The sequence below is a fragment of the Gordonia sp. 'Campus' genome (assembly GCF_022206305.1).
Classification (GTDB): domain Bacteria; phylum Actinomycetota; class Actinomycetes; order Mycobacteriales; family Mycobacteriaceae; genus Gordonia.
Genome location: NZ_JAKOIW010000011.1, coordinates 123,963 through 135,771 on the forward strand (window position 1 = coordinate 123,963; position 11,809 = coordinate 135,771).

At 67.6% G+C, this 11,809-nt stretch carries 9 protein-coding genes; 2 read left to right on the forward strand and 7 right to left on the reverse strand.

All coding sequences use genetic code 11. The annotated features are described in order from the left end of the window. Nucleotides 1-8: 8 nt before the first annotated feature. Nucleotides 9-1,421, forward strand: a complete 1,413-nt coding sequence (locus tag MAY35_RS13490) for an amidase (RefSeq protein WP_238421797.1) — start codon at nt 9-11, stop codon at nt 1,419-1,421. Between the two features lie 182 nt (nt 1,422-1,603). After that, the gene (locus tag MAY35_RS13495) at nt 1,604-3,385 is read left to right on the forward strand and encodes a PQQ-binding-like beta-propeller repeat protein (protein ID WP_238421798.1); all 1,782 of its coding nucleotides are present in this window, start codon (nt 1,604-1,606) and stop codon (nt 3,383-3,385) included. Between the two features lie 15 nt (nt 3,386-3,400). Here MAY35_RS13495 and MAY35_RS13500 read toward each other — a convergent pair whose 3' ends face one another. The 7 genes from MAY35_RS13500 to MAY35_RS13530 all read right to left on the reverse strand — a co-directional run bounded on the left by MAY35_RS13500 (nt 3,401) and on the right by MAY35_RS13530 (nt 11,767). After that, nucleotides 3,401-5,179: a hypothetical protein gene (locus tag MAY35_RS13500; RefSeq protein WP_238421799.1), complete on the reverse strand. Its 1,779-nt coding sequence runs from the start codon at nt 5,177-5,179 to the stop codon at nt 3,401-3,403. A 124-nt stretch (nt 5,180-5,303) separates the two neighbouring features. Then, nucleotides 5,304-6,959 (reverse strand): cation acetate symporter, encoded by a 1,656-nt coding sequence (locus MAY35_RS13505; protein WP_238421800.1) that lies wholly within the window; start codon nt 6,957-6,959, stop codon nt 5,304-5,306. Beyond that, nucleotides 6,956-7,312, reverse strand: a complete 357-nt coding sequence (locus tag MAY35_RS13510; protein WP_238421801.1) for a DUF485 domain-containing protein — start codon at nt 7,310-7,312, stop codon at nt 6,956-6,958. The genes MAY35_RS13505 and MAY35_RS13510 overlap by 4 nt, the downstream gene beginning before the upstream one ends. A 158-nt stretch (nt 7,313-7,470) precedes the next feature. Continuing rightward, entirely contained in the window at nt 7,471-9,237 is a 1,767-nt protein-coding gene (locus tag MAY35_RS13515; protein ID WP_238421802.1) for a cation acetate symporter, read from the reverse strand. Then, nucleotides 9,234-9,695: a hypothetical protein gene (locus tag MAY35_RS13520; protein WP_238421803.1), complete on the reverse strand. Its 462-nt coding sequence runs from the start codon at nt 9,693-9,695 to the stop codon at nt 9,234-9,236. The genes MAY35_RS13515 and MAY35_RS13520 overlap by 4 nt, the downstream gene beginning before the upstream one ends. Further along, the gene (locus tag MAY35_RS13525) at nt 9,688-10,503 is read right to left on the reverse strand and encodes a LytTR family DNA-binding domain-containing protein (RefSeq protein WP_238421804.1); all 816 of its coding nucleotides are present in this window, start codon (nt 10,501-10,503) and stop codon (nt 9,688-9,690) included. Before MAY35_RS13525 ends, MAY35_RS13520 begins: the two co-directional genes overlap by 8 nt. A 73-nt stretch (nt 10,504-10,576) precedes the next feature. After that, a complete protein-coding gene (locus tag MAY35_RS13530) occupies nt 10,577-11,767 on the reverse strand; it encodes a sensor histidine kinase (RefSeq protein WP_238421805.1) in 1,191 nt (396 codons plus the stop codon). Nucleotides 11,768-11,809 lie beyond the last annotated feature (42 nt).

The window sequence follows — 11,809 nt, forward strand, 5'->3', positions numbered from 1 at the left end:
GTCCGGGCATGAAAAACGTGCACGCGTTCACCGACGACGCGCTCGGCGACCACGATGCGGTGGGCATCGCCGACGCCATCGCCTCAGGAGAGATCTCCGCCGCCGAGGCGGTCGAAGCGGCCATCGCCCGCATCGACGCCGTCAACCCGCAGCTCAACGCGATCGCCTTCGACGACCGCGAGCGTGCGCGAAAACGCGCCGTGGACAACGACTTCCCGCTGGGTTCGTTCATCGGCGTCCCGTCGATCATCAAGAACAACACCGACTTCGCCGGCCTGCCGACCTGCCACGGTTCGGCGGCGGTGCCGCAGCGGCCCGCCGAGGCCAACGAGGCGTTCACCAATCAGTTCCTTTCCAGCGGGGTCAACGTGATCGGAGCGTCGTCGATGCCGGCGTTCGGGCTCACCTCGACGACCGAGTTCGTCGACCGGGAGCCCACCCGCAATCCGTGGGACACCGACTACTCGTCGGGTGGCTCCTCGGGCGGTTCGGCCGCTCTGGTTGCAGCCGGTGCGCTACCGATCGCCCACGCCAACGACGGTGGAGGTTCGATCAGGATTCCCGCCGCCATCTGTGGTCTGGTCGGCCTCAAGCCCACCCGCGGGCGCGTGGAACCGTCCAAGGAGACCAAGGACGCACCCATCGATCTCGTGTCGAACGGGATCGTCAGCCGGTCGGTGCGTGACACCGCCCGATTCCTCGCCGACACACAGGGATTCCGGCCGGCGCCCGGACTGCCACCCCTCGGGATGGTCGAGGGGCCGGGAACGGAGCGGTTGCGGGTCGCGCTGATCACCGAGCCGCTGACGGGAACCCTTCTCGACCGGGACACCCAGCGATGCGTCACCGAGGCGGCGGAACTGGTCGAGTCGCTGGGGCATCGCACCGAGATGGTGCCGCTGCCGGTGGATCGTGACTATGTGCAGGACTTCATCGACTACTGGTCGTTGTTGGCGTTCGCGCTCGACCGGTTCGGGAAGCGAGTCGTCGACAAGGGGTTCGACCGTTCGAAGGTCGACTCGTTCACCCGCGGGTTGTCGCGAAACGCGTTGCGCCACTTCTACCGGTTGCCGGGAGCGGTTCGCGGCCTGCGTAGGTCGACAGACGCGTTCCGCGGACTGCACGACAAGTTCGACGTGATCCTCACCCCGACCGTCGTCCACGCCACTCCGGAGATCGGATACCTCGATCCCGCAATCGAATTCGACGAGGCGATGGATCGGCTGACCCGGTTCATCGCGTTCACCCCGGCCAACAACACCGCGGGCACCCCGGCGATCAGCCTCCCGCTGGGACGTGCGGAGTCGGGAATGCCGATCGGCGTCCACTTCGCCGCCGACCTCGGTCAGGAGCGCACCCTGCTCGAGTTGGCCTACGAACTCGAGGCCGCCAAGCCGTTCGCGCGTATCCAGGACGCCTGACTCCGGGGTTGATTGTGTTCCCGCGGTTCCGTTTCCGTTCCGCTGATCGGATCTGATTAGCGGGACGGGAGCAGGACCGCGGGAGTTCGGACGGGTCTGGGGATGGTGTCAACGACGGCGGTTCGTCGTGGTCTACGCTTCCGGCTGGAACAGTTACGGGGTAGCGGTCTTTCGGGGGTTTGATGGGCTACGACGAAGAGCATCTCGAGACAACGGTGGTCGGCACAGGAACCCGGTGGCGCGCCGCCGTCGCGGGAGTCGCGCTCGGTATGTCGATCGGCGCGGTGGGGCTTGCCGCGTATGCGTTCCTGAACCGCGAAGCGCACGGCATACTCGACCTGGATGCCGCGCCTGCCACGGTGTTCACCGGTGCGGTCTTGTCCGCAGTGATCGTGGTCGCCGTTCTCATTCTGGTCTCGGCCGAGCTGTTACGACGCGGGGTCGACCTCGTGGTCTGGATTGGTTGGCTCCTGGCCGCGGTGGTCGTCGGCGTGTTCGTCGCGTTCAGTGATGCGGCTGCCGGCGCCGCGTCCGCGGCCCTGGATGGCACGGACGCCGCCGGCGTCGTATCTCTGGCGCAGGCGGCGACGATCGGGACGGCCGTGTCGGTCGTTGTTCTGCTCGCCACCGCAGCACCGTCGTCCCCGCCGACACTTCGGTTCGCTACGTCACTCTCGAGTGGAACCCTTGCGCTGACAGTCGTACTCGCTGCCGGGACCGCAATAGTCTCGGCGGCCACTCCAATCCCGTATCCCGTTGCTGCGCCAATCGGTATCCCGCCCGTGCCGACCGTTGTCGGCAACGAGGTGGGCTACCGGGTTTCCGTCGAACAGGGCCGCGAGGTGTTGCCGGCCGGTCCTGGATTCGTCGTGCGGAATCACGAGGCGGTCACCGGTTACGACGGCGCGACCGGAACACCGCGATGGAGCGTCGCGGGAACCGCGATACCCGGCGGTTGCATGCCGACCGCGCTCTGGTCGACGGGGATCTCGCCGGACAGCACGGTCGTGATGACCTGCTCGGCGGGTCGGGACGACCAGCAGTTGGTCGCGATCGACGCGATGACCGGAAGCATCCGTTGGATCAAGCGGGCTTCCTGGGAACCGATGTCGAGTGTCGCGATGCCGGATGCGGTTGTCGGCGTCGTTCACCGGTCGGCGGGCGAAGACCCGGCAGAGGAGTTCGGGGCGTTGGATCTTGCGACCGGCGAGGTCCTCTGGAAACGCTCGGCGTCGTGCGACCACGGACTCGAGCAGATGACATCGACCTCGACTGCGGTGGTGGTCGTGGAACAGTGCGAATCCGGTGACCTGGAGACATCGACCCGGGAAGCGACCGTGCACATCTACGATTCCAGGTCCGGCCGCCAGAAGAGCATCCCGGTACCGCCACTCGCGGAATTGCCTCCTGCCGACACCATCATCGTCTCCCTCGTCGCCGCCTTCGAAGAGCACGTCCTGCTGAAGGTGAATGCGGTGGACACGAGCGGTCTGAGCGGCGTGCTCCTGTTGGACAGCCATGAGGCCACGCTGCAGGGGGTTCCCGTCGCACACGGTTGGATTCCCCGAGTTCAGACAGGGTCCTACCCGGGTCAGATTGCCGAAGTCGCGAGCAGCGACAATCAGCATCCGGACTTCATCGAGGTGATGGACATGACGATCGGGTCACCGGTGCGGATCCCCGGTGTGAGCACGATCGCGAGTCCCGAACGGCGGGTCACCGCGCACGAATGGGCGAAGGTCGGTGAGTTCCTTGTGGGGATGACTGCCCTCGGTGAGGAAAGCATCTACGACGACCGGGACATGATCGTCGTCGGTGCCGGTGGTCGCGTCGAACGACGACCGTCCCCGTGTGGCGCCGACGGGGGCGGCGTGTTGGCCGTCCCCGGAGCCGTCCTGGTGCGGTGTCCGCGTGACACTGCGGATGGAAAACGCATTGCTGTCGATGTGGTCGGGTTGCGTTAGCTGCCGTGCACGATGTCAGCGGAAGGCGACGGCTCCTTCCGAGCAGTTGACGACGACGGCGCCCGGGAGCCGCCATACGCCCTTACCGTCGCCCTGCGCTCGGCTACATGTTCCAGGTAGTGCCGAATGCTCACCGGATGCGTTGATCCTCCATGATCGCTCGGTGAGCTGAGGATCGGAGGGGTCCGCTCCCATGCCCACCCACGACGAGTCCAGAGCGATCCAGCCGTACGGTTCGACGGTGTCCTCGGCCGGCCATTCGGTGACGAGGTCCAGTGGTATGAGTTGTCGCCGCCCGATGTCGTAGATGGCCTGCGTATAGCTCGAGCGTCCCGAATATTTCTGCACGAGAACAGAATTGCCATCCAGTAGGGATAACCGTTCACCGTCGGCAAAGCGGTGGATCGCTCTTCCCGTCGCGAGTTCGACGAGAATCCGCGCGTACGAGCCGGGTTCTCGGGACCTGACCTCGACGATCGCGACTCCTCCGCTGGCTCCGAGCAGTTTGCCCGTCGCCGCTCCGTAGTCGGCCGCTGTGAGTTCGCGAAGCTGTCGGCCCGTCTCGGGATCGACGACGGTTGCGAAACTCGCGGCGTCAGCAGGGCAGGTTGGTAGGACGACTGCGGTATCGGAGACGTACACCTCGTGCTCGCACGAGCCCGGAACCTCCCTCGCCCACATGACTTCTCCGCTGCGCGGAGCCAGAGCGAGCCACCGCGTGCCGGACTGCGACACACCGGCGACGGGTCGGTCGAATCGCTGTGGAAGCATGATGACGTCTAGTGAGCGTCCGACCGCCTCGGGGCTTCGGATGCGTGTGAGACCCCACTTCGCCCAGAGCAATTCGCCGGTCATCGCATCCACGCCGATCATCGGGAGTCCGACGAGCTTCGGCGTCGAGACGTCGGCGTACACCACGCTCCCGGGTCCCGTGCCGGTCGAGTCGGTGGAATAGAACGACAATTCGTCATCGGACAGGGACCAGGTCGGTTTCCCGTCGCCTCCGAATGCCTCGAGCCCGCTGCGACCTGTCGCACCTCCGTCGAATTCGCTCACGTATCCGGCGCCGGCGACCGCGGTGACTCGGCCCTGCACCTCGTAGGCGAATCGGCTGACCGAATCCGGAAACGGCGCCACCTCGACGCCGGACGCGGTCGTGACGTCGAACGGTGATCGATCGAGAGTGGCACCGAACAGGATCCAGCCACTGATGATCACCACGAGGACGACCGCAAGCAGGCTTCGTCGGCGGGTTCGTTCGGCGCCGGTGGGCACGGTGCAAATGCCACGAGGTGTGTGACAGCGCGCGGCGACCACAGAAAGGCTCAAGACCGACAGGCACGCACACCACCACGCCACGCGCGCCGCTCGATCAGCCTGACCGGTGTCGATGGTCGACTGCTCGATCCGCGCGTCGGCGAAGACGACAGCGACCGGATCGACGTGCAGCATCACCAGGCCACCGATGCCCAGCGCCACGAGCGCCGGGGAGAGCGAGGAGGCGAATCGTCGGATGGCTCCCTGGCCGCGTCGCTGGGCACCGACCACCACCAGCGCGAATGCCAACAGGACAACCGCAAGCCCGACGACGAAGCCGGTGCGCTCGAGCACGGCGCCCGTCGCGCCCAGCCCATCGACGACAGGGGTCGGTGTGCGTTCGACGATCGCATAGACCAACGAGATGACTGCGGAGACAGCCAGTCCGACAGCCGTCGCGGTCCACAGCCACTGACTCTGCTCGTACGGTTCCTCGTCCGTGACTTCATAGCGCGACTCGATGTCGGTGACCCCCATGCGGGACAGCCTAGAGACAACGGCCTACGACCCGCTGCCCACGTCCACAGGCCCACCAGCAATGGACAGGCGCACCACCGAATCGGTGGTGCGCCTGTCCATTCGTGGTGGGTTTGTCGACGGCCTAGTGCTGCACGGCCTTCTCCGCGCCGATGCCGGTGAGCGAGCGAACCTCCATCTCCGCGTTGCGTTCCGGGGTGCCGTTGTCGGACGGGCTGGTCAGGGTGCCGACGATACCGAGGACGAAGGCCAGCGGGATCGAGACGATGCCGGGGTTGGCCAGCGGGAACCAGGCGAAGTCGGCGCCCTTGATCATCGCGGTCGACGATCCGGACACGGCGGGGGAGAAGATGATCAGCACGATCGTGGAGATCAGACCGCCGTACATGCTCCAGAGCGCGCCCCGGGTGTTGAACCGCTTCCAGTACAGGGAGTACACGATCGTCGGAAGGTTGGCGGCCGCGGCGATCGCGAAGGCCAGTGCCACCAGGAAGGCGATGTTCTGGCCGTTGGCGAGGATGCCGAGGACGATGCCGAGGATGCCGAGCACGACCACGGTGTACCGCGAGACGCGAACCTGGTCGGCCTCACTTGCCCTGCCGCGCTTGATGACCGATGCATAGATGTCGTGGGCGAACGACGCCGATGCGGTGATGGCCAGGCCGGCGACCACGGCGAGGATCGTCGCGAACGCGACCGCCGAGATGATGCCGAGCAGGACGACGCCACCGAGTTCGAAGGCCAGCAGCGGTGCCGCGGAATTCTGTCCGCCCGCGGCGTCGAGGATCTTGTCCGGACCGACCAGTGCCGCCGCGCCGTATCCGAGCACGAGGGTGAACAGGTAGAAGGCGCCGATCAGCGCGATCGCCCAGACCACCGACTTGCGAGCTTCTTTCGCGGTCGGGACCGTGTAGAAGCGCATCAGCACGTGCGGCAGACCCGCGGTGCCGAGGACGAGGGCGATCGCCAGCGAGATGAAGTTGATCTGGCTGGTGATGGAACCGCCGTACTGTGCGCCGGGAGCGAGAACGTCACGCGCGGCGACCTTCTCGCTCGTGGAGTCGCTGACCGCGTCCTGGGCGGCGCCGAGGATCGACGACAGGTTCATGCCGAACTTGGCGAGCACGATGAAGGTCATGATGCCGGCGCCGGCGATGAGCAGGACAGCCTTGATGATCTGCACCCAGGTGGTCCCCTTCATGCCGCCGATGAGGACGTAGGCGATCATGAGGGCGCCGACGACGGCGATGACGATCGATTGACCGACCCGTCCCTCGATGTCGAGCAGAAGTGCGACCAGGCCACCGGCGCCGGCCATCTGGGCGAGCAGGTAGAACAGCGACACCGCGAGGGTGGAGATGGCGGCCGCCAGACGTACCGGACGCTGCTTGAGCCGGAAGCTCAGCACGTCGGCCATCGTGAACTTGCCTGTGTTACGCAACAGTTCGGCCACGAGCAGGAGCGCGACCAGCCAGGCGACGAGGAAGCCGATGGAGTAGAGGAAGCCGTCGTAACCGTAGACCGCGATGGCGCCGGCGATGCCGAGGAAGCTCGCCGCGGAGAGGTAGTCGCCTGCGATGGCGATGCCGTTCTGCGGTCCGGAGAACCCGCGTCCGCCGGTGAAGAAGTCGGCGGCGGTCTTGTTGTTCTTGCTCGCACGGATCACCACGAACATGGTGACCGCGACGAAGCCGGCGAAGATGGCGATGTTGGCGGCCGGGCTGCCGACCGTCGCGGCCAGGTTGGTCACCCCGCTGGTGTGGGCGTCGAAGGTGTTCATTGCGTGGGCCCGCCTTCCATCTCGTTGCGAATCGCCTCGGCGCGCGGATCGAGCTCACGATTGGCGAAGCGCACATACATGCCGGTGATGACGAAGGTGGTCACGAACTGCAGCAGTCCGAGGATGAGGCCCAGGTTGATGTTGCCCCACACCTCGATCGCCATGAAGTCGTGCGCGAATGCGCCGAGCAGGACGTAGAGCGTGTACCAGATCAGGAAGAACGCGGTGAGCGGGAAGACGAACTTGCGCAGTGTCCGTCGGAGTTCCTGGAACTGCGGGCTGGCCTGCATCTCGACGAATTCCTCGCCGGTCGGCGCGTGTGGCGCCGGTGGTGGTTGGTCGATGGTCGACACGTTTCCTCCCAGGGTGAGTGGCCACAGGGTGTGATGGCTCTTCGACGATCAGCCTGATTGAGGTGCAGATCACACCGCAATCGGGTGTCCTGGGTCACACGCCGAAGCCCGCGGACTGTGCGACAGGCGGTCGGTGTGCCACGACGAACGGTGAGCGGTCAACTGTCCGATCGGTCGTCGCCGACCCGTCCGGGTGTGCGGTCGAGTCCCATCCCGACACGTTCGGGGACGTGCATCCGGGCGAAGATCCGCGCGCGGTCGGGTGGCAGGCTGCGTCGCGTCGCCTTGCTGACCAGCACCATCGTGCCGAAGGCGAGCGGGACCGTCACTGCTGCGGGGTAACCGATCGCCACGGCGGGCCAGCCGCCGAGCGCGTCGTCGTCGACGACCCCGGCGATGGCGAGCATCGTCGCCGATCCCGACGACACGCCGCCGACGACCAGCCCTGCGATCGCCCCGGCGGCGCTGAGTCCGCGCCACCAGATGCCGAGGACCAGCAGCGGGCACAGCGTCGACGCCGCGACGGCGAACACCAGTCCGACGGTCCGGGAGAGTTCCAGCGATGCTGCCGCCAGCGACAGCCCGATCGGGATGAGGCCACCGATGATCGCCGCGACGCGGAAGTCCCGCACCCGCCCCCGGAGCACGTCGGTCGCGAGTGCTCCCGCGACCGACACCAGCAACCCCGACGATGTCGCGAGGAACGCCGCGATCGCCCCGGCGGCGACGAGGGCCGCCAGTACCTGTCCGCCGACCCCGCTGATCGCGGCGCTCGGCAGCAACAACACCGCGGCGTCGGCCGTCCCGGTGATGAGCAGTTCGGGCACGTACAGGCGAGCGAACACGCCGAGCAGGATGGGGAACAGGTAGAACAGCGAGAGCAGGGCGATGACCGCGAGCGCGGTCCGTCGCGCCGACCGTCCGTCGGGGTTGGTGTAGAACCGCACCAGTACGTGTGGGAGTCCCATCACGCCGAGGAATGTCGCGATGATCAGCGAGAGCACCTGGTACAGAGGGTGATTGCCGCCGAATCCGCCGCCCGGTGCGATCCATTCCGAACCGTGCACCGGGGCGCCCGCCACGACGGGTGTCGCGGCGCCGGCGTCGAGGATGATCGTCGACCCGGCGGCGATCACGTGTTGGCCGGGTGTCGTGATCGGTGCGTTGTCGACGACGACCCCGTCGAGGCTGCCCGTGACCCGGACGCCGGTCGGTTCGGCGACGGTGACCGACACGTCGGTGGTGACGTCGACGGTGGTGGCGACCGTGATGCGGGGTGGCGCGGGGGCACCGACCGGGGCCGGGTCGTTGGCGAAGACGCCGATGAGCACGAGGGCGGGGACCGCGATCGCGGTCAGTTTGAGCCAGTACTGGAAGGCCTGCACGAAGGTGATCGACCGCATGCCGCCACCGACGACGTTGACGATCACGATCAGTCCGACGCCCACCACGCCGGCCCACACGGGCGCGCCGAGAAGGATGTTGAGGGTCAGCCCCGCGCCCTGGAACTGCGGGATGAGGTAGAGGACGCAGACGACGACCACGACGACCATCGCGGTCTTGCGCGCCGTGGGGGAGGCGAGGCGGAACTCGGCGAAGTCGGGCACGGTGTAGGCCCCGGAGCGTCGCAGTGGTGCGGCCACGAACAGCAGCAGGCCGAGGTAGCCCGCGGTGAAACCGACCGGATACCAGAGCGCATCGGCACCATATTTGGCGACGAGTCCGGCCACGCCGAGAAACGATGCCGCGGACAGGTATTCGCCGGACACCGCGGCGGCGTTCCAGCGCGCCCCGACGGTCCGCGACGCCACCAGGAAGTCCGATGTGGTCCGGGAGAAGCGTCCGCCCCATGCGCCGACGGCGACGGTCGCGACCGCCGCGACGAACAACCCGACCGCGGTGACGACATCGATGCCGCCGGTCATGAGCGTGGATCCTCGGTGATGTCGCTCCCGACGGAGTCGGTGGTGTCGCTCGCGACGGAGTCGGTGATGTCGCTCCCGACGGAGTCGGTGATGTCGTCGTCGACGAGGCCCATGAAGTCGCGTTCGGCCTGGTCGGCGAGGTGAACGTAGAGCCGGCCGGTCAGGTAGAGGACCGGGAAGGTGAGCAGTCCCAGGACCAGCCAGGGCAACCGGATGCCGAAGGCGTCGGCGTCGGCGACGCTCGGCATCAGCCAGAACACCACCGGGATCGCGGCGGCCACCACGAGCAGCGCACCGCCGAGGCGGAGGCCGAGTCCGAGCTGGGCACGCATCAGGCCGCGGACCAGTGCGTCGCCGACCTCGGTCTGTTCCTGCACCTCCACCCTGGTGCGCACCATCCGCGCTCCGCGTCGGGTGGCCAGTACCACCCGCTCGCGCTGTGGTGGGTGATCAGGCATCGTTTCGGCCGGCGGGAGAACGGTAGTGGCGCAGCGGGTCCCGGATCAGCCGATCCTTGAGTTCGCGGACCTGCCTGCGGCTCACGGGTAGTTCGACGGCCTCGGACGCACCGTTGGCGCGTACGCACACCACGGTGCCGCCGCTCGCGGTGCGGAGTCCGGTGACCATCGGCAGCGCAACGAGGTACGACCGGTGTACGCGGGCGAATCCGCGCTCTTGCCAGCGCGATTCGAGGGTGGATAGCGGAATCCGGACGAGGTGTGCACCGGTTTCGGAGTGCAGGCGGGCGTAGTCGCCGACCGCTTCGACCCAGGAGATCGAGTCGCGGCGCACGAGCGAGGTGACCCCGCTCATCTCCACCGGGATGACGTCCTCGGAGGTGTTGCTTCGCTCGGCGCGGGGTGCGGGTGCAGGTGGTTCTGCCGTTCGCCCCCGTTTGTCCAGGCTCGCGCGCGCCCGTTCGACTGCTTGGGTGAGGCGTTGTTCGCGAAGGGGTTTCAGCAGGTAGTCGACGGCGCCCACCTCGAAGGCGTCGACGGCTTTGTCGTCGTGGGCGGTGACGAACACGATGGCCGGTGGCGACGCGTACTTGGCGAGCACCCCGGCCAGTTCGAGTCCCGACAGTCCCGGCATGTTGATGTCGAGGAAGATCGCGTCGATGCGGGGGTCGTTCAACTCGCGGAGCGCGCCGGTCGCGTCCGACGCCGACAACACCTCGCCGACGTCGTCCTGCCGGTCGAGCAGGTAGCGCAGTTCGTCGAGTGCGGGCGGTTCGTCGTCGACCGCGAGGACCACCAATCCGGTCATCGGCCACCTCCCGCTTCGACGACAGCCCGCAGTTTACCGCCCACGCCATCGGCCACCGGTGGAAACGGGGCCGTCACGCCCGGATGCCGGCGCGGAACTTCGGGACCCGCATGCCGACCTTGGTTCCCGCCCCGACGGCGGTCTCGACGACGAGCCCGTAGTCGTTGCCGAACGCGGCGCGTAGGCGGTGGTCGACATTGGTGAGGCCGACGTGGGCGCCCTCGCTGTGGTCGAGGGCGTCGATCGCACCGCTTCTGAGCAGTTCGGGGTCCATGCCGACGCCGTCGTCCTCGACGGTGATCACGCAGTCCGACCCCTCGTCGGCTGCGGTGATGGTGATCGTCCCGCCGCCCTTGGAGGCGAGCCCGTGGCGGACGGCGTTCTCGACGAGCGGCTGCAGTGCGAGGAAGGGGACGACCACGTTCAGCACCTCGGGTGCGACGTGGAGGCGGACGTCCAGTGAGTTGCCGAAGCGTGCTCGTTCGAGGGTGAGGTACCGGTCGATGTTGCGCAGTTCGTCGGCGAGGACGGTGTATTCGCCTGCGGCCCGGAACGAGTACCGGGTGAAGTCGGCGAAGTCGAGGACGAGTTCGCGGGCGCGATCGGGGTCGGTGCGGACGAACGATGCGATGGTGTTGAGCGCGTTGTAGATGAAGTGCGGACTGATCTGGGCACGCAATGCCAACACCTCGGCGCGGTTGAGCCGGGCACGGGAGGCGTCGAGGTCGGCGAGCTCGATCTGACTCGATGCGTAGCGGGCGACCTCGGCGATGGCGCCGAGCATGCCGGGCCCGGGCCGTCGCGTCGTCGCGACCACGAGCACCCCGACGCCGGCGTCGTCGGTGACGAGTGGTTGCGCGACGAGGGCGCGGACCGGTGACTCGGTTCCACCGGGATCGGTGAGCAGCACGCGACGCAGATCGGCCAGCGCCGATGCCGCGGCACGGTCGGCGTGCCCCAGCAAGTCGGTGTCCCACAGGTCGTCACCGGCGGATTCGGTGGCGAGCCGGGCGGGTTCGCCGTCGTAGAGGGCGACGGCCTCGGCGGCGGTGAGCGTGTGCAGGTGTGGGAGCGCCTCGCGCGCGGACTCCGCGGACAGTCCGGTGCGCAGCGAGTGCGCGGCGAGCGATGCGGTGTGCAGCGCGGTGTGGACGGCCCGTTCGGTCGGTGACGCGACGCGGCGTCGGGTACGCACGAGAACGGTGAGCGCCCCGACGATCATCACGACCAGGACCCCGAACACCACCGCCAGTTCAGCCGACATCGCACCTCCCGTGGCACATCCTCGCGCATCCGGTGACGCGGG